The sequence below is a fragment of the Streptococcus pseudopneumoniae ATCC BAA-960 = CCUG 49455 genome (assembly GCF_002087075.1).
GTDB classification, from domain to species: domain Bacteria; phylum Bacillota; class Bacilli; order Lactobacillales; family Streptococcaceae; genus Streptococcus; species Streptococcus pseudopneumoniae.
In genome coordinates, this window is the sequence record NZ_MWSM01000031.1 from 1 (window position 1) to 22,719 (window position 22,719).

22 protein-coding genes and 1 pseudogene are annotated in these 22,719 nt (G+C 39.2%); 3 read left to right on the forward strand and 20 right to left on the reverse strand.

All coding sequences use genetic code 11. The annotated features are described in order from the left end of the window. Window positions 1-16: 16 nt before the first annotated feature. Genes nusG through pbp2a form a run of 4 tightly spaced genes read right to left on the reverse strand, consistent with a single transcriptional unit; the run spans window position 17 to window position 3,190 of the window. Window positions 17-553, reverse strand: coding sequence for a transcription termination/antitermination protein NusG (gene nusG / locus B4W83_RS07485; RefSeq protein WP_000376740.1), 537 nt, complete (start codon window positions 551-553; stop codon window positions 17-19). 50 nt (window positions 554-603) lie between these two features. Continuing rightward, window positions 604-780 (reverse strand): preprotein translocase subunit SecE, encoded by a 177-nt coding sequence (gene secE / locus B4W83_RS07490; protein ID WP_001210991.1) that lies wholly within the window; start codon window positions 778-780, stop codon window positions 604-606. 9 nt (window positions 781-789) lie between these two features. Beyond that, window positions 790-942, reverse strand: a complete 153-nt coding sequence (gene rpmG / locus B4W83_RS07495; RefSeq protein ID WP_014017356.1) for a 50S ribosomal protein L33 — start codon at window positions 940-942, stop codon at window positions 790-792. A gap of 52 nt (window positions 943-994) precedes the next feature. Continuing rightward, window positions 995-3,190, reverse strand: a complete 2,196-nt coding sequence (pbp2a, locus tag B4W83_RS07500; RefSeq protein WP_000762638.1) for a penicillin-binding protein PBP2A — start codon at window positions 3,188-3,190, stop codon at window positions 995-997. An 86-nt stretch (window positions 3,191-3,276) separates the two neighbouring features. Here pbp2a and B4W83_RS07505 point away from each other — a divergent pair, with 86 nt between their 5' ends. Next, window positions 3,277-4,152 (forward strand): RluA family pseudouridine synthase, encoded by an 876-nt coding sequence (locus tag B4W83_RS07505; RefSeq protein ID WP_001160820.1) that lies wholly within the window; start codon window positions 3,277-3,279, stop codon window positions 4,150-4,152. Between the two features lie 68 nt (window positions 4,153-4,220). Here B4W83_RS07505 and gap read toward each other — a convergent pair whose 3' ends face one another. The 15 genes from gap to B4W83_RS07580 form a co-directional block, all read right to left on the reverse strand. Continuing rightward, on the reverse strand, window positions 4,221-5,228 hold the full coding sequence (gene gap / locus B4W83_RS07510; RefSeq protein WP_000260684.1) for a type I glyceraldehyde-3-phosphate dehydrogenase: 1,008 nt from the start codon (window positions 5,226-5,228) through the stop codon (window positions 4,221-4,223). Between the two features lie 176 nt (window positions 5,229-5,404). After that, complete coding sequence (locus B4W83_RS07515; RefSeq protein WP_007284918.1) at window positions 5,405-6,706, reverse strand: ABC transporter permease; 1,302 nt, start codon at window positions 6,704-6,706, stop codon at window positions 5,405-5,407. Continuing rightward, complete coding sequence (locus B4W83_RS07520; RefSeq protein WP_007284917.1) at window positions 6,675-7,358, reverse strand: ABC transporter ATP-binding protein; 684 nt, start codon at window positions 7,356-7,358, stop codon at window positions 6,675-6,677. The genes B4W83_RS07515 and B4W83_RS07520 overlap by 32 nt, the downstream gene beginning before the upstream one ends. Window positions 7,359-7,663: 305 nt before the next feature. After that, window positions 7,664-8,584, reverse strand: a complete 921-nt coding sequence (locus tag B4W83_RS07525; protein ID WP_001033774.1) for a helix-turn-helix domain-containing protein — start codon at window positions 8,582-8,584, stop codon at window positions 7,664-7,666. A 122-nt stretch (window positions 8,585-8,706) separates the two neighbouring features. Then, window positions 8,707-11,358 carry a bifunctional acetaldehyde-CoA/alcohol dehydrogenase gene (gene adhE / locus B4W83_RS07530; RefSeq protein ID WP_000763953.1) on the reverse strand — a complete coding sequence of 884 codons (2,652 nt, stop codon included), beginning with the start codon at window positions 11,356-11,358 and terminating at the stop codon, window positions 8,707-8,709. 300 nt (window positions 11,359-11,658) lie between these two features. Further along, window positions 11,659-12,069, reverse strand: a complete 411-nt coding sequence (locus B4W83_RS07535) for an MORN repeat-containing protein (protein WP_000429322.1) — start codon at window positions 12,067-12,069, stop codon at window positions 11,659-11,661. Continuing rightward, window positions 12,056-12,499 (reverse strand): low molecular weight protein-tyrosine-phosphatase, encoded by a 444-nt coding sequence (locus B4W83_RS07540; protein ID WP_000737439.1) that lies wholly within the window; start codon window positions 12,497-12,499, stop codon window positions 12,056-12,058. Before B4W83_RS07540 ends, B4W83_RS07535 begins: the two co-directional genes overlap by 14 nt. A 46-nt stretch (window positions 12,500-12,545) precedes the next feature. After that, window positions 12,546-12,845 (reverse strand): preprotein translocase subunit YajC, encoded by a 300-nt coding sequence (yajC, locus tag B4W83_RS07545; RefSeq protein WP_001069050.1) that lies wholly within the window; start codon window positions 12,843-12,845, stop codon window positions 12,546-12,548. Between the two features lie 116 nt (window positions 12,846-12,961). Continuing rightward, on the reverse strand, window positions 12,962-14,938 hold the full coding sequence (tkt, locus tag B4W83_RS07550; protein WP_000067886.1) for a transketolase: 1,977 nt from the start codon (window positions 14,936-14,938) through the stop codon (window positions 12,962-12,964). Window positions 14,939-15,054: 116 nt separating this feature from the next. After that, the gene (locus tag B4W83_RS07555) at window positions 15,055-15,678 is read right to left on the reverse strand and encodes a hypothetical protein (RefSeq protein WP_000932647.1); all 624 of its coding nucleotides are present in this window, start codon (window positions 15,676-15,678) and stop codon (window positions 15,055-15,057) included. A gap of 50 nt (window positions 15,679-15,728) precedes the next feature. Beyond that, entirely contained in the window at window positions 15,729-16,715 is a 987-nt protein-coding gene (jag, locus tag B4W83_RS07560; RefSeq protein ID WP_000259999.1) for an RNA-binding cell elongation regulator Jag/EloR, read from the reverse strand. 17 nt (window positions 16,716-16,732) lie between these two features. After that, window positions 16,733-17,557, reverse strand: a complete 825-nt coding sequence (locus B4W83_RS07565; RefSeq protein WP_000727902.1) for a membrane protein insertase YidC — start codon at window positions 17,555-17,557, stop codon at window positions 16,733-16,735. Then, window positions 17,532-17,903, reverse strand: coding sequence for a ribonuclease P protein component (rnpA, locus tag B4W83_RS07570; protein ID WP_000739244.1), 372 nt, complete (start codon window positions 17,901-17,903; stop codon window positions 17,532-17,534). The genes B4W83_RS07565 and rnpA overlap by 26 nt, the downstream gene beginning before the upstream one ends. Before the next feature lie 147 nt (window positions 17,904-18,050). Further along, window positions 18,051-19,241 (reverse strand): acetate kinase, encoded by a 1,191-nt coding sequence (locus tag B4W83_RS07575; RefSeq protein WP_000167760.1) that lies wholly within the window; start codon window positions 19,239-19,241, stop codon window positions 18,051-18,053. Between the two features lie 49 nt (window positions 19,242-19,290). Beyond that, window positions 19,291-20,244 (reverse strand): class I SAM-dependent methyltransferase, encoded by a 954-nt coding sequence (locus tag B4W83_RS07580; protein ID WP_000345094.1) that lies wholly within the window; start codon window positions 20,242-20,244, stop codon window positions 19,291-19,293. Window positions 20,245-20,629: 385 nt separating this feature from the next. Between B4W83_RS07580 and B4W83_RS07585 the strand changes: the two genes are divergently transcribed. Both B4W83_RS07585 and B4W83_RS07590 read left to right on the forward strand, forming a co-directional pair. Further along, a protein-coding gene (locus B4W83_RS07585) for an IS5 family transposase (RefSeq protein WP_100127772.1) occupies window positions 20,630-21,384 on the forward strand; the annotation gives its coding sequence in 2 pieces (ribosomal slippage) (window positions 20,630-21,038 and window positions 21,038-21,384; 756 coding nt in all). 149 nt (window positions 21,385-21,533) lie between these two features. Then, window positions 21,534-21,950: a GNAT family N-acetyltransferase gene (locus B4W83_RS07590; protein ID WP_007284935.1), complete on the forward strand. Its 417-nt coding sequence runs from the start codon at window positions 21,534-21,536 to the stop codon at window positions 21,948-21,950. Between the two features lie 632 nt (window positions 21,951-22,582). Here the strand turns inward: B4W83_RS07590 and B4W83_RS07595 are convergent. Then, window positions 22,583-22,708, reverse strand: a pseudogene (locus B4W83_RS07595) (SAM-dependent methyltransferase); the annotation flags it as partial. Window positions 22,709-22,719: the final 11 nt, after the last annotated feature.

Sequence of the window (22,719 nt, forward strand, 5' to 3'; positions counted from 1 at the left end):
CTTGCCTCTCTTTGGGTTATAATTCTGCGATTTGGTTTAGGTTTACTTCTGCAACTGTGTCATTACCAAACATAGAGATAATCATCTTCACTTTGTTATTATCAATTTCTGTAATCTTACCAGTGTAGTCTGCAAAAGCACCATCAATAATACGTACAGTTTGACCAACTTCAACATCGATATCAAACTCTTGTACAGTTTGTCCCATAGAAACCAAGATATCACGAATTTCTTGTTCCAATAATGGAGTTGGTTTTGATCTATTTCCGTGAGATCCGACGAATCCTGTAACATTTGGTGTGTTTCGAACAACAAACCAAGCTTCATCTGTCATGACCATTTCTACAAGAACATAACCTGGAAAGCGATTTTCTTCTACTTCTTTTCTCTTTCCATTTTTTTCAACTTGCACTGTTTGCGTTGGAATTTCAACGCGTAAAATATTATCCAACATATTGTAGGTTTGTGCACGTTGTAATAAATTTTCTTTTACCTTATTTTCATAACCAGAATAAGTTTGTAAAACAAACCACCCTTTATCAAAACTATCCATGATATTTCCTTTCATAAATAGAAGATTTTTAGTGTACTTTCACTACTCTTCTAAAAAATGTTAATAAATCGAATCAAACCTGAAACAATCAACTGGTCAAAAATGTAAATAATTACTACAAAGAAAGCTGTGTATTCCATGATAGAACGAAAATCTCTCCAGCTTTCCTTGCGAGTTGGCCATGTTGTGTCTTTAAGAAGTCTAAAAATATCTCCAATAAAACGCATCGCTCTCTCCTATCTCGTTTCTCTGTGTGTAGTGTACTTGCCACAATGCTTACAAAATTTATTTACTTCTAGTCGTGTAGGCTTGGGGGTTCCACTAATCTTGATTGAATAGTTTCTCGAACCACAAACCGCACAAGCTAGGCTTGCTTTTTTTAGTGCCATAACGCCTCCATCTTATCTATTATAACAAGAAAGCTAGGCTTTGACAAGCATCTTAGCGAAATAGATTGACTACCGAATCCCATATTGTTTGAGCCTTTTCCTTAATCTTCGCATCCGAGATAGCCCGACTAGCCTCATCTACTAGACTTTGCGCACGACTTCTAATATCAGAAAGGCTATTATCCGCCTGATTTTCTTCATTACTCTGTACTTGATTTCTTGTATTGGCTGGTGCAATTCCATTTTTCTTATATGCATTTTCAACTGTAAAGGTACTTCCTGGTGTATAAGGTAAAATGGTATTGGCAATATTTCTAAAGACATGAGCAGCACCATTTGATGTAGAACCTGCTAGATAGTGATTTTCATCAGTGGTCGGAAAACCAAGCCAATGACTAATCACCACATCAGGAGTATAACCAATCACCCACTGGTCACTTGTGTACTCCGGATTGAAAACTGCTTCAGTTGTTCCAGTTTTCCCTGCCATAACATAGTCTGCAGGCGATGAACTAATACCGGTTCCGTTAGTGAATGTACCCAACATCATACTGGTCATCTTATCAGCTACAGACTTATCAAGCACCCGTTTTTGTGAATTTTTATGGCTCGCAATAACCTGACCACTAGCATTTTCAATTCTACTAATAAAATGAGCTTCCGGCATTAAACCTTCATTTGCAAAGGCAGCATATGCTTGAGCCATTTGCAGAGGATTGGTTTCGACACCACTTCCTAAAGCGACGCCGAGAACACGGTCGACCTTTTCCATGTTGAGTCCAAATTTTTCTCCTGCCTCAAAAGCCTTGTCAACGCCCAAATCATTAACAATGGCAACAGCAGGTAGATTAAGCGATTCTGCCAAGGCTTGATACATAGGAACTTCTCGACTCGTTTTAATTCCTGCATAGTTATCAACCTTATAGCTGTCATACTGCATGGTATGGTTATCCAAGAGCTTATTCAAAGCCCAACCTGCCTCAACTGCTGGCGTATAAACAACTAAAGGCTTAATTGTAGAACCAGGGCTACGTTTTGATTGAGTTGCATAGTTGAAATTCCGGAATCCAGTTTTATCATTGTCAGCAACTTGACCGACAACTCCACGAACTCCTCCTGTTTTCGGTTCAAGAGCTACACTTCCTGATTGTGCAAATGTTCCATCCTCTGCTCTCGGAAATAGCGCTGTGTTTTCATAAACAACCTGCATATTTGCTTGGTAGTTTTGGTCCAGCTCTGTATAAATGCGGTAGCCATTATTGACAATTTCTTCCTCTGTTAGATTATACTTAGAAACAGCTTCATTAACAACCGCATCAAAGTAAGAAGGATAGCGGTAATCTGAGATTTTTCCTTCATACTTATCGTGCAATTGCGAAGTCATATCAACTTCTGCAGCTTCGGTTTCTTGGTTTTTATCAATATATCCTGCTGCAACCATATTTTGTAAGACAGTGTCGCGACGATTAGTTGAATCTTCTACGGAATTCAAGGGATTATACAATTCCGGCCCCTTGAGCATCCCTGCCAGAGCCGCAGCTTGATCCAAACTCACTTCTGATGCAGAAACTCCAAAGTATTTCTTACTCGCATCTTCTACACCCCACACACCATTTCCAAAATAGGCATTGTTAAGGTACATGGTTAAGATCTGATCCTTACTATATTTTTTTGTTAATTCTAAGGCAAGGAAAAATTCTTTCGCTTTTCTCTCAACAGTTTGATCCTGAGACAGATAGGCATTTTTAGCCAACTGTTGGGTAATAGTAGAACCACCACCTGAACGACCAGCAGTGACAATCGCCAAGAAGAAACGGCCATAGTTAATTCCGTCATTTTTATAGAAAGAACGGTCTTCTGTCGCAATAACGGCATTCTGTAAATTTTTACTGATGTCAATCAGTTCAACGTAGGTTCCTTTTTGACCAGACAAGGCACCAGCCTCTTTTTCTTCACGGTCAAAAATGATAGTCCGAGTTTTCAAGGCGTTTTGCAAATCGTTAACATTGGTTGACTTAGCTACAGCAAACAAATAGGTTCCAACTAGCAAGCCTGCACTCAAACCTAGTATAAGGACAATCTTTGTTAGATGATAGCGACGCCAGAATTTTCGAATCGGACCTACTTGGGCTAATTTTTTTCGATCACTACGAGAACGTCGCAAGCTAGTAGACCCAGAATCCTCTAGTTCACTTGTTTCTTTTTTAAAAAGAGAAAGAAATTTCTCGAATAATTTATCTAATTTCATGCGTTTATTTTATCATCTTCATCATAGGAAGACAAGAATTTAGCTATTTTCTATCCAAATAGGGCTTTTTTTGTTACAATATCTGTATGCAATTCACTTTTACTTTACCAGACTCTTTACCTCAAATGACGGTTAAGCAATTACTGGAGGAACAACTCCTCATCCCTAGAAAAATCCGTCATTTTTTGAGGATCAAGAAACATATTTTGATAAATCAAAAAGAAGTTCACTGGAACAAGATGGTAAATCCTGGAGATGTTTGCCAGTTGACTTTTGACGAAGAAGATTATCCCGAAAAAGAAATTCCTTGGGGCAACCCAAATCTCGTTCAGGAAGTTTATCAAGATCAACACTTGGTTATTGTGAACAAACCAGAGGGGATGAAAACGCATGGTAATCAGCCAAACGAAATCGCCCTTCTCAACCATGTCAGTGCCTATGTTGGCCAAACCTGCTATGTCGTTCATCGTCTGGACATGGAAACCAGTGGCTTGGTTCTCTTTGCAAAAAATCCTTTTATCCTGCCCATTCTCAACCGCTTATTGGAGAAAAAAGAGATTTCTAGGGAATATTGGGCGCTTGTTGACGGAAATATCAACAGCAAAGAACTTGTTTTCAAAGACAAAATTGGGCGTGATCGCCATGACCGCAGAAAACGAATAGTTGATACAAAAAATGGGCAATATGCTGAAACGCATGTAAGCAGATTAAAGCAATTCCCAAACAAAACGACCCTTGTCCGTTGTAAACTAAAGACAGGGCGAACCCATCAGATTCGTGTGCACCTTTCGCATCATAACTTCCCTATTTTGGGCGACCCTCTCTATAACAGCAATTCAAAGACGAGTCGGCTTATGCTCCACGCCTTCCGACTGTCCTTTACCCATCCGCTTACTCTAGAGAAATTAAGCTTCACTGTCCCATCAGATACTTTTGAAACAGAATTAAAAAAGAATGGATGATTGTGTCATCCATTTTTCCATATAAGAAAAGCAAGACCAAGAGGCCTTGCTTTTTATCGACTCATGAATTATTTAGCAATTTTTGCGAAGTATTCAAGAGTACGAACAAGTTGTGCAGTGTATGACATTTCGTTGTCGTACCATGATACAACTTTAACCAATTGTTTACCGTCAACGTCAAGGACTTTAGTTTGAGTTGCGTCAAACAATGAACCGTAAGACATACCTATGATATCTGAAGATACGATTGGATCTTCTGTGTAGCCGTATGATTCGTTTGAAGCTGCTTTCATAGCTGCATTCACTTCATCAACAGTAACGTTCTTTTCAAGAACAGCTACCAATTCAGTAACTGATCCAGTTGGAGTTGGAACGCGTTGTGCAGATCCGTCAAGTTTACCGTTCAATTCTGGAATTACAAGACCGATAGCTTTAGCGGCACCAGTTGAGTTAGGAACGATGTTTGCAGCACCAGCGCGAGCACGGCGAAGGTCACCACCACGGTGTGGTCCGTCAAGGATCATTTGGTCACCAGTGTAAGCGTGGATAGTAGTCATCAATCCTTCAACAACACCAAAGTTGTCTTGAAGAGCTTTAGCCATTGGAGCCAAGCAGTTTGTAGTACATGAAGCACCTGAGATAACTGTTTCAGTACCGTCAAGAACGTCGTGGTTAGTGTTGAATACAACTGTTTTAACGTCGTTTCCACCAGGAGCAGTGATAACAACTTTTTTAGCTCCACCTTTAAGGTGTTTTTCAGCGGCTTCTTTCTTAGCAAAGAAACCAGTAGCTTCAAGAACGATTTCTACACCGTCAGTAGCCCAGTCGATTTGTTCTGGATCACGTTCAGCAGAAACTTTAACGAATTTACCGTTAACTTCGAATCCACCTTCTTTAACTTCAACAGTACCGTCGAAACGACCTTGAGTTGTGTCGTATTTCAACAAGTGTGCAAGCATAACTGGATCTGTAAGGTCGTTGATGCGTGTAACTTCAACACCTTCTACGTTTTGGATACGACGGAAAGCAAGACGACCGATACGTCCGAAACCGTTAATACCAACTTTAACTACCATTAGTGATTTCCTCCTTATGAAAATCATGAAATTTTTATTGTGAAAAGAGTAACTTGAATCACTACAAATCACCTTTCAACAAACCTATTATATAACTATTTGAGTTGAATTGCAAGTATGGGCATTGTTTTTCTATGTTTGTTTCTTTTTAAGGCTATAAATCAAGAACTTCCTTACTATTCATATCGTAGCGATTCTACAGGATCCATTTTACTAATTTTACGCGCTGGGAAGTAGGCTGAGACATAACCAAGTAATAGAGCGAAAGCTAGAGTTCCTAAAACAGATAAAAGATTTAATTCAAAAACCTTCGTGATGGATGGGTAAAAGTGATTTACAACCGCATTCGCCAAACTTCCCACCCCTTGTGCAACCAAAAATGCCAGCAGCAAGGCGATTCCTACAATCCAGATAGCCTCGTAAATAAAAATTCCTTTGACATCACGATTTTGATAACCAACTGCCTTCATGACACCTATTTCCTTAGAACGTTGCATGATATTGATGTAAATAATGATACCAATCATGACCGCTGCTACCACAATAGCTTGTGATGAAAGTACAATCAACAATCCCTGAATGACACGAATAAAAGTAATCACAATATCAAGAACCTTCTGTTGAGAAAGAACAGTATACTTCTTGTTTTTCTGCAATTCTTCTGTTATCGCTTTTGTTTGTGATGGATCTTTGAGTTCCAAGATAAAATAAGATACAGCTTTTGTAAATCCAGCCTCTTTCAAAATCGTTTCCATTTGATGAGACGGCATGAAACTGTTGCTGTCCTCCAAGTCATCTTCATCATTGATTACACGTACAATCTTTGTTTGAAATTGAGCAGTCTTGCTAGCTTCAGCATCATTTTCTACAATGCTGGCTGAGACTGATTTGCCAATAATATCACTAGCTGTCAGATTTTTTCCTGTCTGTTCATTCCAATTTTTTAGTAAACTGCTTGGAATCGTCAATCCCTGTTCATTTGAATCCGTATAGAGGGAACCGGCTAATACTTTGTCCGCCTCATTACTACTAACAGAAATACTTGTATCCTCATATAGACTCACTACTTGAGCATAAGAAGGCATCGTTTGACTCAGATCCATTTCTTGACCATCTATAGTCATATTTGACATGATCATCCCAAAAGGACTCTCCAAATATTTAATAGCTTCTTTGCCAACTGTATCCGTGATATAGTTCTTATCATCTTGGTTCAAAAAGCCTCGTCCAACATTTTTTGTGTTTAAAGCAATCTGAACTTGAGAAGGGATTTGACCTCCATTCGTATTTTCATCAATCATCGAAATCAATGCATTTCCCAAGCCGAAAGAAATTAAGACTCCTACAAAACCGATTGAGGTTGCTAGCGCAATCAATAGATTACGCCACTTTCTTTCCATAAAGTTATTTAAAGAAAGTTTGAATTTGTTTTTCAATGATAATCCTTTATTTTTTGACTTCTTCAACGATTTCACCATCCTTCATTTTGATAATCACATCTGCATACTCGGCAACCTCTGGATTATGGGTTACGATCAATACTGTTTTCCCTGTTTGGGCTAAATTTTTAAATACCTCCAATACCATTTCTTGAGATTGAGAATCCAGCGAACCCGTTGGCTCATCTGCTACAATCATATCTGGCTGATTTACCAGTGCACGCGCGATTGCTACACGTTGCTTTTGCCCACCAGAAAGTTGTTTAACATTTTTAGCTACAAAAGGCTCCATGCCCAAGTTACTTAATTGCTCCTTTGCAACCATTGTCATCTCCCTGTCAGATAAATCTTTGACATAGAGAGGTAGCTTGACATTGTCCAAAACAGACTGATGAGGAATGAGGTTAAAGTTTTGAAACACAAATCCAATCTTATCTTTACGAAATTGAGTTAGTTCAATCTCTGATAAGTCACGGAGGGATTCCCCTTTAAACTCTAAATCTCCTTCATATTGTCTATCTAAACCGCTGATGATATTGAGTAGACTGGTTTTGCCACAGCCTGATGGACCGTAAATCGCTGTAATTTTACCTTTTGCAATCTGCAGGTTAACATTTCTTAGAGCCTGCTCTTGATGTTTACCGTCCAAAGTGTAAAACTTTGAAATATTTTTAATGGATAAAATGGACATTCTTTCCCCCTTGTTTAAAACTGTTATCGTCATACATCACACTTATAGAAAATCCTTCAAGTTGATTGACCCTATAGGCCTACTACTTAGAATTTTCTCTCTATTGCCTCGTTTGCTTCTGGATGTATATCAAGTAATACTCTTCGAAAATCAAATTCAAACCACGTCAACGTCGCCTTGCCGTACTCAAGTACAGCCTGCGGCTAGTTTCCTAGTTTGCTCTTTGATTTTCATTGAGTATAAAATTCATTGTAACAAAAAAGCGGCATTTCCTCAATGACAGAAATGTCACTCCTATAAACTCTTTAACGATATCTTTCTAGATCCTCGCTCCATTCCTTATCTAAACTAACGATTAACTTCTCATTGCCAAACATCCTCGCCATCATTTTTGCTTCTTCATACTTTTGTTTGGCTGTATCATAATCCGTCTGAATATAATATTTCCACTCCACCATCAAGACAATCGGTTGTTTTTGAAAATCTCGTGTTTTTTGCCCTATTTTATTTAAGGTCTCGACTGCCCTCTTAAAATAAGGAAGCAACCCCATAATCTCTATACAAGTTAAAGAAGCTAACAAGGAGTCTCTAAGTAAGTCCAAACAATCGAACTCTATCTTATCAACCTGAGAACTTAGTTTGTCATGAAAACAAAGAATGGTTTCATGCTCAGATTCTTTTATCTCACCCATATTTAAACCATCCATTAACTGACAGTTGAAATACAGTCTCAGTTTCAACAAGTCCTCGGCTTTATATACATCTCTGGATAGCAAGTCTTGAAGACTGTCCTCAATCACACTGCTTCCATATAAGGAATTACTAGTCATTCTCACTGCATCTATAGCTTGAAGACAATCCACTAGCACTTTCTCATCACGTGGCAAATCATCATAAAAATTCTCAAAAATCTCATCGAAATATTCTTCCTTTTGTTCCTGCAACTCCTTGTCTCCATAGTCAGGATGATGTAAAAGAAAGTACTTTAATTCTTGGTAGCGTTTAGGCAATTCCTTATAATCTGGCATCAAGACGTAGGACGGAATTTCTAATCTATCTGCAATATATTCTAGGGTTTTTATCGTCGGGCGAAATTCTCCTTTTTCAATCCGCACCAACTGACGCACTGATAATTCAGACTCATCTCCGCAAAAAACTGGACGACTAAGGCCTTTCTCCTCTCTTAAAAGTCGCACTTTATCCCCTAACTCATTTATCTTGTTCATTTGCCCCTCGCATGATTATTAAAGATTTGATTTTCAAATAAATATATGCGATGATTATACCATTTTTCAAATAGAATTACAAAAAAGAGACAGGATAACTCCTGCCTCTAAACTGATAACAATTATTTACGGCGTCCTGGTCTTTCTTTGTAGCCATAATATGCATCTGCCATAATTTCTTCCATGTCAGCTACCATTGGCAAGCGTGGGTTAGCAGGAGAACATTGGTCTTCATAAGCAAGCAAAGCAATTTCATGCAAGCTGTCTTTCCAAGCTTTTTCATCAATTCCTTGATCCTGGAAGTTCATCTTGATACCTACTGCAACACCAAGTTCGTAAACAGCTTTAGCGTATGCCTCAACTGCTTCTTCTGGAGTTGAGTGAGGCAAGCCAAGCATTTTCGCGATGTCTTGGAATTTCTCATCAGCTTTCCAGTAGTTGTATTTAGGCCATGTAGTAGTCTTAGCTGGACGAGTTCCGTTGTAACGGATAACGTACGGAAGCAAGATAGCATTTGTACGTCCGTGAACAGTGTGATGAACACCACCAATCTTATGGGCCATTGAGTGGCTCATTCCAAGGAAGGCATTGGCGAAGGCCATACCAGCCATTGTAGACGCATTGTGCATTTTCTCACGAGCTTCTGGGTCAGCTGTCTTAACAGATTTTTCCAACCATTCAAAGACAAGTTTGATTGTTTGAAGCGCAATACCGTCTGTATAGTCGTTAGCAAAGTTTGAAGTGTAGGCTTCAGTCGCGTGTGTCAAGACATCCATACCTGTATCAGCAGCGATAAAGTCTGGAACTGATTCAACCAAAGCAGGGTCAACAATGGCAATAGTCGGTGTCAATGAGTAGTCAGCCAATGGGTATTTGCGGTTGTTTTTCTTATCAGAGATAACGGCAAATGGTGTTACTTCTGAACCAGTACCTGAAGTTGTTGGGATACCGATGTACTTCGCTTTCTTACCAAGTGATGGGAAGCGGAAGGCGCGTTTACGGATATCCATGAATTTTTGAACCAAGTCACGGAAGTCGATTTCTGGTTGTTCGTAGAAGAGCCACATTACTTTGGCTGCATCCATTGGTGAACCACCACCAAGAGCAATGATTGTGTCTGGTTCAAATGCTTTCATCACCTCAGCACCACGTTCTACAGTTGTGATGTCTGGATCTGGTTCAACATCTGAGAAGACTTGGATAGTTACACGGTTGCTACGTGCGTTCAATTGATCGATAACACGTTGAACGAAACCGAGTTTTTCGATAGATTTGTCTGTAACAATCAGAACGCGTTCAATATCTTCACATGTTTGAAGGTATTGGATAGAATTGCGTTCGAAGTAAATTTTTGAAGGAACTTTAAACCACTGCATATTATTTCTCCGTCTTCCGACTTTTTTGATATTCAAGAGGTTAATGGCACTAACGTTATCCCCAACTGAGTTGCGTCCGTAAGAACCACATCCAAGTGTCAATGATGGCAAGAAGGCATTGTAAACGTCCCCGATACCACCGAAAGTAGAAGGTGAGTTACAGATAACACGAATAGCTTTAACAGCTTTACCAAATTCTTTAGTCAATTCTTCGTCAGCTGTGTGGATAGCTGCTGAGTGTCCAAGACCGTTAAATTCAACCATTTGACGAGCCTTAGTAATACCATCTTCACGGCTTTCAGATTTCAAAACTGCAATAACTGGTGACAATTTTTCACGAGTCAATGGCTCATTTTCGCCAACTTCTTTACATTCTGCAGCAAGAATGTTTGTTCCTTCTGGAACTGTAAATCCTGCTTGTTCTGCAATCCAAGTTGCTGGTTTACCAACGATGTCAGCGTTCAATTTTGCACCAGCACAGTTTTTACTATTTGCTTTCACGCCGAAGCAGAATTCTTCAAGAAGAGCTTTTTCTTTCTTGTTTACAAAGTAAGTGTGGTAAGATTTGAACTCTGCTACAAATTCATCGTAAATTTCTTTATCAATGATAACCGCTTGTTCAGATGCACAGACCATACCGTTATCAAATGATTTAGACATGACGATATCGTGTGCTGCTTGACGAATGTTTGCTGATTTTTCAACATAAGCTGGCACGTTTCCGGCACCTACCCCAAGAGCTGGTTTACCACATGAGTAAGCCGCCTTAACCATGGCATTACCACCTGTTGCAAGGATTGTCGCAACACCTTCGTGGTTCATAAGGGCACTTGTTGCTTCCATAGATGGTTGAGTAATCCATTGCACACAGTTTTCAGGAGCTCCTGCTTTAATCGCAGCATCACGAACGATTTGAGCTGCGTGAGCTGATGACTCTTGTGCTGATGGGTGGAAGGCAAAAACGATTGGATTACGTGTCTTCAATGAAATCAATGATTTGAAGATTGCTGTTGATGTTGGGTTTGTTGTAGGAGTGATACCACAAACAACACCAACTGGTTCAGCGATAAGAGTCAAACCTGTTACATCGTCTTCTTCGATAACGCCAACTGTCTTAGTGTGGCGCATGTTGTTTACTACGTGTTCACAAGCAAACAAGTTCTTAGTCGCTTTATCTTCAAATACACCACGTCCTGTTTCTTCAAAGGCATGTAAAGCCAATTCTCCGTGGGCATCCAAAGCTGCTACTGATGCTTTGGCAACGATGTAGTCAACCTGCTCTTGATCCAACTTACGCATTTCTTCAAGAGCAACTAGAGCTTTTTGCACCAATCCATCGACATGCTTTTCAGCAGCGAGTTTCTTTTCCTCTGGTGTCACAGTTTTTTTATCAGCCATAATTTCCTCCATAGCTTTCAAGGATTGATATCCTTTGTTAATTTTTTCACAAGTTTATTATAACGTATTATTTCAACTTTGTAAACAGTTTCATAAACATTTCACAAAGAATTTTTAGCACCTTGTGAAATGTTTGTCATTATCTTTTCTTAGCAAGCTTTTTCTTTAAAGTTTGTGAAATTTATTTCAAATATTTTTTTATTTCACAAACTTGCTTGGAAGAGGAGCTTGGAAAGAAAGGGATTTACAGGTAAGCGCTTACTTAAACATTCTAACAATACCTCCTTTAATAAGGAGGCTTTATTTTTGTTGAAAAACGCCTTGTTTAAAAGTTCCTTCATAAACGACTTCTTGTTCTGTTGTTAGTTTCCCTTTTCCTTCAGCCTGACCATTTACAAAATCACCTTCGTAGGTCCAGCCTTCTTTGGATTGAAAGGTGCCTTTTCCGTTGAAGGCTCCATTGTTGAAGCCACCTGTATATTGGTCTCCATTTTGGAAGGTAATGGTACCTTGGCCATTCATTTTACCACGGACAAGACTGCCGTCGTAAACAATCGTTCCATTATCGAGTTTTAGAACACCTTTTCCGGGAATATTTAGAAAAAAGACGAGTACAGCACAGAAAACAATGGCAACTACTGCCAAAAGCTCTAAACGTGGACGAGTCAGATAGACACGATACTTGTTGTAAAAATTCTTAAGATTTTCCATCTTCACTCTCCTTTTCTAAACGTTCTAGCCAAACTTGACAGCCCTCTTGAACACGTCGATAGGTTTCCTCAAAATCTCCTGTATACCAAGGGTCTGGAACACTTTCAGATGCAAATGAGTAAATCTTATCTTGACAGTCTGCTGGACACATCTGACGTAAGTCAGAAATATTTGAAGCGTCCATTCCGATAATATAATCAAAGGCTTCAAAATCTTCCTTACTAATCTGAAGCGATGTCTTGTTCTTGTCATAAGGAATCTCATACTCTTGAAAAATTCCCTGAGTCCCCTTATGAATCGGATTGCCATGTTCCCAAGAGGAAGTCGCTCGACTTTGGATTTCGTAGTTATCTGTCATTGATTTCATAACAAACTCGGCCATAGGGCTACGGCAAATATTTCCCAGACAGACAAAGACTAATTTTTTCATCCCACTTCCTTTCTTTTATAGAAAAACGGGAGTTCGTGATCCCGTCTTATTTTTCAATTGCGCCTTCTAGTGAAGCTGTTTCTTTCAGCGGTAATACTGTCTTGATAGCAGCTAGTTCAAAAGTCAAGTAAACTCCATCTACGTCAAGAACTATTGTTCCCTTCTCCGTATCTACTTCATCGACTGTTCCATAAAGTCCACCGATTGTAATCACTTCATAGCCTTTTTGTAGTTTATTTAAGCTGTCCATACGCTTTTGAGCTTGTTTCTTTTGAGAACGTTGCATAAAGAACATCAAGGCCATCATACCTACAAGCATGATTAAAAAAGTAATATTTGGATTCATTGTTTTCTCCTTTGTCTTTTACATAGGACTACTATATCAAATTTCAGCTACTTTTACAAGATTGTACCTTACTTTTCTGGTAAGAAAAACCAGAGCTTACGCCCTGATTTTTAGGATTATTTCAAGTTATTCACAAATTCTACAAGATTTTCTACAGTAAAGCCATATTCTGCCAATACTTTTGGTGCTGGGGCAGAGGCTCCGAAGGTATCAATACCTAGAACGGCACCATCGAGACCAACATATTTGTACCAGTTTTGACTTGCACCCATCTCGACTGCAACACGACGGCGAACTGCATTTGGAAGAATTTCTTCCTTGTAAGCTGCATCTTGTTTATCAAAGACATCTGTAGATGGCATGCTGACTACGCGGACTTTTGCGCCTTGACTAGCCAATTCTTTGGCAGCTGCGACAGCAAGATTGACCTCTGAACCTGTCGCAATCAAGATGGTATCAAAGTCTGCTGCATTTTCATAGACAACATAGGCACCTTTTGCAACCTTGTCGAAGTCTGTCCCTTCTTCAACAGTCAAGTTTTGACGTGTCAAGACAAGGGCAGTTGGTGTTTTCTCACTTGTCACTGCAAGGTACCAAGCTGCTTGAGTTTCACGCGCATCTGCTGGACGGAAAACATTTAGATTTGGCATAGCACGAAGACCTGCCAAGTGCTCAACTGGTTCGTGAGTCGGACCGTCTTCCCCAACTGCAATAGAATCGTGGGTAAAGACATAAGTCACAGGAAGTCCTTGTAAGGCTGACAAGCGAACAGCTGCCTTCACATAGTCAGAGAAGACGAAGAAAGTTCCACCGTATACACGAAGTCCACCGTGAAGGGCCATCCCGTTCAAGATCGTTCCCATTGCAAATTCACGAACACCAAACTGAATGTTACGGTTCAAGCGATTGGCATCGTCTTGAAGCCCATCCGTTTTGATGTAAGTCATGTTTGAGTGAGCTAGGTCAGCTGATCCACCCAAAAAAGTTGGCAACTTAGCCGCTACAACGTTCAAGGCATCTTGGCTTGAATTACGAGTTGCTTGAGAGAAACCATTTTCTAAGGTTGGGAAGTCTGCTGGAGTCACTTTCACTGGATCACGTCCGTCGATGATAGCTTCTACTTCTGCTGCCAGTTCTGGATGAGCCTCTTTATAATCAGCAACTAGTTTTACCCAAGCTTGATAAGCTGATGCGCCACGGTCTGCAACATGTTCTTTGAAATCAGCATAAACTTGTTCTGGAATTTCAAATGGTTCATAGTCCCAACCGAGAGCTTGACGAGTAGCTGCAGTTTCATCTGCTCCAAGAGGAGCACCGTGTACGGCATTAGTTCCTTGTTTGTTTGGAGAACCGTATCCAATAACAGTCTTCACTTCAATCAAAGATGGTTTACCTGAAGCTTTTGCTGTTTCGATAGCAGCATGGATTGCTTCCAAGTCTGTTCCATCTTCAACCAAGGCAGTATGCCAACCGTAAGCATTGTAACGGTCACGAACGCTTTCAGTAAATGAATCCTTTGTCTCACCATCCAAGTTGATGTCATTTGAATCATAAAGAACAACCAACTTATCCAGTTTTTGCAAGCCTGCGTATGAAGCTGCCTCGCTTGAGACACCTTCCATCAAGTCTCCGTCTCCACAGATAACGTAAGTATAGTGGTCAAAAATGTTGTAGCCTTCGCGGTTATATTTGGCTGCCAAGAAACGTTCTGCTTGGGCAAAACCAGTGGCAGTTGAGATCCCTTGACCTAGAGGACCTGTCGTAGCATCAATCCCTGCTGTATGGCCAAATTCTGGATGACCTGGTGTTTTTGAACCCCATTGACGGAAGCTCTTGATCTCATCCATACTAACATCTTCAAAGCCAGAAAGGTGAAGAAGGGCATAAAGGAGCATTGAACCATGACCAGCTGAAAGAATAAAGCGGTCGCGGTTAATCCAGTTTGGTTGAGCTGGATTGATACGAAGTTGTTTTGTAAAGAGGCTGTAGGCCATCGGAGCTGCTCCCATAACCACACCTGGGTGACCTGAGTTGGCTTTGTTGATAGCGTCAATACCTAGGAAACGAATTGCATTAACAGATAGATTTGACATAGAATTTCCTTTCTATTTGAGGTGATTATTGAATCACACATTCTATTTTACTATTATATGAAAAAATACATAGAATAGCAATTAAACAATTCGGCGCTAGATAAGTCTCCTATTTTCTACTCTCTTGTCGCCTGATAGTAGGGAAGTAAGCGTTCATAAGCTTCATCTAATTTTTCTAAAATCACTTCTAATGATTGATTTTCAATAAAAGAAACATCTACCTTCACTAAAACTTTTCGAACTTCTTGACTTCTCACCTTCTCGCGTAAAGTACGACGCTTTTCTTCATTCGCCTCCCACTGTTGACTTTGACCATTAGAGTAGGTTAGATAATAAATCCCTTTAACGGTTGGAATGTCTAAAACTTTGGCCTGCTTGCCCAGTGTTTGCTCATCCTTCTTACGTTCGATGAAACTGACTTCCAAAGAAATTCCAAAGTCAGTATATGTCCCATACAAACGTAAGGCCATCATAGGTTCTGTCACTTGTCCGTCTCTCTGTAGATAAACCCAAAAATGTGGTCTCAAACGCTGGGCCTGATTCATCCACTGACTAGTCTGTTGGAGTTGCCATTCTGGATGGCTTGCTTGAAAGGCTTTGGCCAGTTCTGTAAAAGCCTTTCGTGCCTCTTGGCCTTTATAGCGCAATTCCAGCATCTTCTTTCGCTCTGCTCCCGCTTTATCAGGATTACGGTACTGCAAACCAGCAAAGTCTAAATAATCTCTTATCTTATTCAACATCCGTTTCATCTCCTCTAGCTAGCAAAAAATCAGGATAAACCTGATTTTACTTATTCTGTATCTACAACGACATAGCGATTGGGCTCGTCACCCTCAGAGTAACTAGTCACGCCATCCATACGTGAAATAATACGGTGGATAATCTTGCGTTCGCTATTTGACATGGGATCTGTTTGATGACTGCGGCCTTCTTCTAAAACACGAGTCGCCAATTTTTGCGCATAGGTCTGCAAGACTTCTGCACGGTGTTCAACATAATCATTGACATTGATTGTAATATAGAAGGTTCTTGAATAGCTATTATAAAGATAATTTTGAGCCAACAGTTGCAAGGACTTCAAGACTTTACCATGGTAACCGATAATACGACCTGGTTCGTTGGTGTTAATTTGTAGATTGATGCTACGACGGTTATAGTCATTTGAAATCGTCGCCTCAACGTCCATGTCATCCACAATCGCTTGAACATAGGCAGTCACATCCGTAGCCACCTGGGCAATATCAAAGCTCGGTTCAACTTTCAAGCCCATCTCTGTCAAGTCTTGATTTTCAGTCTGGTCTTGCTCAGTTTCAAGGTCATCAGCGCCCGTTTCTTCCCTCATCGCTTCCTCGATTTGAAGTTCATTTAAAATCTCAATGTGACCAGTTTCTTCTAAGATAGCGCTGGCATGTCTTTCATGTTTTAAGATTTCAGCCTTGACTTCATCAGAAATACCTTGGCCTTCTTCCTCAATCTTTTTAATTGCCTCTACAACATGACCCAAATCAACGGTCGCTTCACTAACTGTTTTAACAGGCTCATTCAAATCATTGATTTGTTTTGGAACTCCCTTTACAGCTTGTTGATTTGCTTTGACAACAGTCGTTTCACTAATCGCTTCAATATGCACTTGGGCTGGTTTTTTACCAAATAAACCAAGAAAGCCTTTTTTCTCCCTAGAAATGACTTTAATATGTGCCTTCTTCCTTGGAATATCTAATTCTTTCAATCCTTTTTGGATTGCTTCTTCAACAGTTGAACCTGTAAATACTACCATTACCAGATTCCTCCTTATTATTTCGTTTTCTGAGCCTTTTTCTTGGCTTTTCTTTTTCTATTTTCCAAATCTTTCTGTGCCTGTACTACAGCCTCGCGCTCTGCGATAATCTTGAATGGATTGTTCAAGAAATAGGTTTGCAAGACTTGGTAAGCATTGGACACTGTCCAGTATAGGGCGACTCCACCTGGCGCATAAACTGCAAAGATAAAAATCAAGACTGGAATCCCATACATCATCGCTGTCGTAGCTCCATTACGCTCAGACAAGGCTTTATTAGACAGCCAAGTACTTAAAAAGGTGAATACTGCTGCTAAAATCGGAAGAACAAGGGTTGTATCTACACCACCAAGGTTAATCCATAAGAAATGACCTGTCTTTAAAAAGTCAACTCTTGATAGGGCTTGGAACAAGGCCAAAATAACCGGCATCTGAATCAAAATCGGCCAAAGAGAATCTGACTGTCTGACACCTATTTCTTTAAATACTTTACGCATTTCCTGCTCTAGTTTGGTTCTGCTTTCCATATCTCGACCTGGATATTGTTCTCGAAGCGCCTTAATGCGTGGCTGAGCTTCCTGCATTTTCCTAGAAGCCACCATTTGCACCTGAAAGACTGGCAAGAGGACTGTACGAATCAAGACCGTAAAGAGAATAATCCCCACTCCGATACTAATATCAAACGATAAAAAGCGAATGATTTCCGCAAAGAAGTAAACCAATTTACTCCAAAAATCAGCCGATTCGGCTGTAATATCGCTAGTTACCCCATTAGTCGCACAGGCTGTCATGATCAATAGAGACAGTCCTAGCAAACTAGTCAACTTTAGTTTCTTTTTCACTCCCATTTCCTTCCTGGTAAATCTTTGATAATTTTAATACGTGGAGTAGATTTTTCTCCATCTCTGCGTATCCCAAGGTTTCAACCCCTTTTCGAGCAATGACAACAAAGTCGACATCTTCTACCAGACTCCCTTTTGCATTCTGGATAATATGTCGGATTCGTCTCTTGATTTGATTTCTAGTGACCGCATTCCCCAGCTTTTTGCTAACTGATAGACCTACTCGAAAATGGTTTTTCTGGTTTTCTAGTTGGTAGACGACAAATTTGCGATTGGCAAAACTTGTCCCCTCCTTGAAAATCGCCTTAAAATCTTTCTCTCTTTTTACACGAAAGTTTTTCTTCAAAACTCAACTCCATCTATTAAATTACTACTATTATACCATATTTTTCAAAAAAGCCAATCATAGCAAGGTTTTGGACAATTTCATCAGAAAAAGGAGCCGGAAAATCTCTTTCCCAACTCCTTGTATTGAATATTTTTTTAGTTTCACTTATTTTTTCAAGCGTTCAACATCACGGGCAATGACTAATTCTTCATCTGTTGGAATAACCAAGACACGGATCTTCGCTGCATCTGTTGAGATGTCTCCTGTCACACCAAAGATATTCTTTTCATCATCAACATCACAACCAAACCACGAAATTCCTGAGATTACATCATGACGGAAATTTTCTGCATTTTCACCAACACCTGCTGTGAAAACAATGGCATCTGCTCCATTTAGTACTGCAAGGTACTGACCGATATGTTTTTGAATACGGTCAACATACATTTCATAAGCCAAGCTAGCGTCGTGATTCCCTTCTGCTACAGCAGCTTCTATGTCACGCATATCGCTAGAATTAGCAGAAACTCCCAAAAGACCCGATTCACGATTAAGAACACTACTGATATCTTCTGGTGTATTAAAATCCTCTGTATATTGCATTAAATAAGGAATGATAGCTGGATCAATGTCCCCTGTACGCGTTCCCATCATAATACCACCCAGAGGAGTGAAGCCCATAGAAGTATCAACAGATTTACCGGCTTGCACAGCTGTAATTGAGCCTCCGTTACCAATATGACAGGTAATCAACTTCAAGTCTTCTAATGGACGTCCCAAGAGTTTTGCAGCTTCTCCTGCTACAAACTGGTGACTTGTACCATGAGCACCGTATTTACGAACCTTGTTTTCTGTGTAATATTTTGTTGGTAGAGGGTAGCGATAAGCTTTCTCTGGCATACTTGCGTGGAAGGAAGTATCAAAAACAACTACACTGGTAATGTCTGGCAACAATTCCTTGAAGGCACGAACACCTGCTGCATTGGCTGGATTGTGGAGAGGAGCCAACAAACTCAACTCTTCAACTTTTTCTAAAACATCCCCCTCAACAACTGTTGATTCTTTGAAATATTCTCCACCCGCAACAACACGGTGTCCAACACCTGTAATCTCATCATAAGCCTTGATAATATCGAAACGAATCAAGTCATCCAATAAGATTTTAACAGCTTGTGTGTGATTTTCGATATCTAAAATTTGTTGTTCAGAACGGCCATCAAATTTTACAGTTGAAATTGAATCTTTCAAACCGATACGTTCAATCAAGCCTTTCGCCAATACTTTTTCTTCTGGCATTAAGTATAATTGCCATTTTAAACTTGAACTTCCTGCATTTATTGCGATTGTTTTTGTCATTATCAATTACCTCTTTTAAGCGTTTTCAACTATTATAACAAAATCTATTTTATATTTCAGTACCTTTGCTCCAATTTTGAAAATTTTCTTTGAATTTCATTAAAATGCTTGCATCTTGCAAGCTAGCAAGTGGATAAACAAAAGGATCTACTGCTGTTTCGCTTTTCTTCTGTAAGATAAAAATAGTCTTGGATTGGTTGGCATTGGCAAAGAGATTTTCAGGCAAACTAATCATAGCAACCAGACTTGCTTCTTCTTTCAACCACCCTTTCAACAAATCACTTTGAGGACTGGTCAACAAATCACTCGGAGCGAGAAAAATAGCGTATCCATCTGACTTGAGGTACTTAAGTCCTTGTTCCATGAGCAAGTGATGGGCGTAAGTATGTTCTTGACTAGAAGCAACTTGATGGCGCGACGCAACGGCGTCATCAGGATAATAGCCAACAGGCAAGTCGCTGATGACCACATCACTTTCTTTGAACATTTGTGGACGAACGGCATCTCCTTGGACAAAGCCAGCCTGCAAACCAATTACATCTGCCATACTAGCTGCCAAATCAATCAGCAAATCATCCACTTCCACTCCCAAGTAATCCACTTTCTTAGCAAGCGAGGTCAAGAAAGTAGCTCCTAGAATTCCCATCCCAGAACCCATTTCGAGGATAGTGATTTCTTCCTCTGTAAACAACTCTTCCACAATAAATACCAAAAGCAAGGCAATAGCATCTGGCGTAAACTGGTGATTAGCCTGCAGGGGCTCTGTCTGCCCAGCCTTCATCAAGAGAAACTGGTAGGTCTTGAGCCATTCTTCTTTGAGAAGCGCTAAGCGTTTAAGAGCCTGATTGTTCTCCTTGACCTGATTTAGCTCAGTCTCGCCATCCAGATAGATGCTATTTTGCTCCACCAAGGCGTCATAAAAGTTGGTCGCCAAATCATTTTGGATGACTTGGACATTCTCTAGTAAATAGGTATAAGCTTGTTCAATTTTTTCAAAATCCATATTCCTATCTTATCAAATTTCCCTTCTTTTTTCCATCCTTATAGAAAATCCTATATGAAAGAGTATAAATGACAAGTTGGGCATCTAAATCTGACAGCAAAAGTTTCGTTGAATTTATTTCTATTGACTCTTGGCAGGGATGTTTATTCCGACAAATGGTCATAGAAATATAGCCGCCCAACTTCCCTAGAGAAAAAACGAAGCATGAATTGACTTACTATTTTTACAGAGTTTTCCAAGTGTTATACTAAGTTTCCATTTATATCTTTTCCCATTTTCCCAACAAAATTTTAAAGAGTTTTTATTAGACTTCCTGTGAAACAAAAATATGATACAATAAAATTATGAAGCAAGTAAACAACTAACTGATGCACGATTTAAGCTCCTGGTTGGTGTTCAGCGCACGACTTTTGAAGAGATGTTAGCTGTATTAAAAACAGCTTATCAAGGTAAACACGCAAAAGGGGGACGAAAACTCAAATTAAGCCTAGAAGACCTTCTTATGGCCACTCTTCAATATTTGCGAGAATATCGAACTTATGAACAAATTGCGGCTGATTTTGGTATTCACGAAAGCAACTTAACCCATCGGAGTCAATGGGTTGAAGTAACTCTTGTTCAAAGTGGTTTTACGATTTCAAGAACTCCTCTCAGTTCTGAGGACACGGTAATGATTGATGCGACGGAAGTAAAAATCCATCGCCTTAAAAAACAATTAGCGAATGATTCTGGTAAAAAGAAATGCCGCGCTATGAAGGTTCAAGCGATTGTCACAAGTCAAGGGAGAATTGTTTTTTGGAGATCACTGTGAACTATTGTCACGATATGAAGTTGTTCAAAATGAGTCGCAGAAATATCGGACAAGCTGGTAAAATCTTGGCTGACAGTGCTTATCAAGGACTCATGAAGCTATATCCTCAAGCACAAACTCCGAGGAAATCAAGTAAACTTAAGCCATTAACTCTTGAAGACAAAGCCTGTAACCATGCACTATCTAAGGAGAGCAGCAAGGTTGAGAATATTTTTGCCACAGTAAAAACGTTTAAAATATTTTCAACAACCTATCGAAATCATCGTAAACGCTTCGGATTACGAATGAATTTGATTGCTGGTATTATCAATCATGAACTAGGATTCTAGTTTTGCAGGAAGTCTAATAATGAAAATAAAGGACTAAAGTAATAACTCTAAATATATCTGATTTTTATAGGACATTTCATAAAAAAATCTACATACCTAGAGTCCTATTTAGTTATGTATCTTACATAAAGAGAAAGGAATTAATTATCATGAAATTATCTTTGTATAGTGAAGTTGACCATTACCATTCTTTAAGTTCTTATTCTTTAAATGATATTACACATACTGATACCCCAAAAAATATTATTGAAAAGTCTAAAAAAGATAAGTATAGATACCCAATAGTAATACTTAATAAAGAACATAAAGTAATTGGATTTTTTTGCCTACACCTAAACACTGGTCCTAAAAAGTATAGCTATTATCAAAAAGATTATGCGCTTATTAGAGGATTTTCTATTGATGATAATTTCAGAAATCAAGGATATGGTTCTAATGCTCTGAATAAAATATTTGAATTCATAGACTCAACTTTAAAATTAGAAATTAACCATATTGTATTGGCTGTAAATGAAAAAATATATTGGCTCAAAAAGCATATAGAAATTCAGGTTTTTTTGTTGTGAAGAAAGATTTAGAAGGAAAAAAGGGGAAATTAATTATTATGGAGAAAAGCAGAAACTAGTATCATTTCTAGTTTCTGCTTTTCACTAAGTCTGCTATAAATTTAGTATCCTAGCTTATTTGCATATTTTGAGAGGAATAATCTATATACTAAACTTTTATGTTTATAATTCATTCCTTTCGTTTCACTCAAGGCACAAGACAGAATGAAAAAGTGTTGTGCTCTTTGTTTTATAATAATAGTGAGAAAGCCTATCACTACTACAAATCACGGGGAGGTGAATAAGTGAGTGGTACAGCCACTACCTCGCATTTTTATAGGTGTCATTCTTTCCATCAAGCACAAGAACTGTGACTAGGAGCACGTAAACTTATAATTGAATAAGCGACTCGTTTGTGAAAGGAAAGAATAGTCAAGGGATAGGCAGACTCGAATTTGGTGAAGGGAGACCCCTCATGTTAAAAGCCAAATTTCAATTTAAAAAATTTTAAAATTTGTTTCGTATTTACTACTCCTTGCCTTTATATTGGATTGATTAAGAGAACCTTTCGCGATGTTCCTTAGTAACTTCTTCGTACTAGGAAAATTTAAAAATTCGGATAGGTAGCTACCCCGATTATTCATACAAAAAGCATCCGAAATTTCTTTGTCTGATAGAAGATCAATCTGTTTCTCGACTGCTTGACAAACCAAGTTTGCAAGGAAGATATTTTTAGGGGAATCAAAAGTTTCTGCTTTGTGGTTAAAATCATGTCTCATATTTTTAGTTT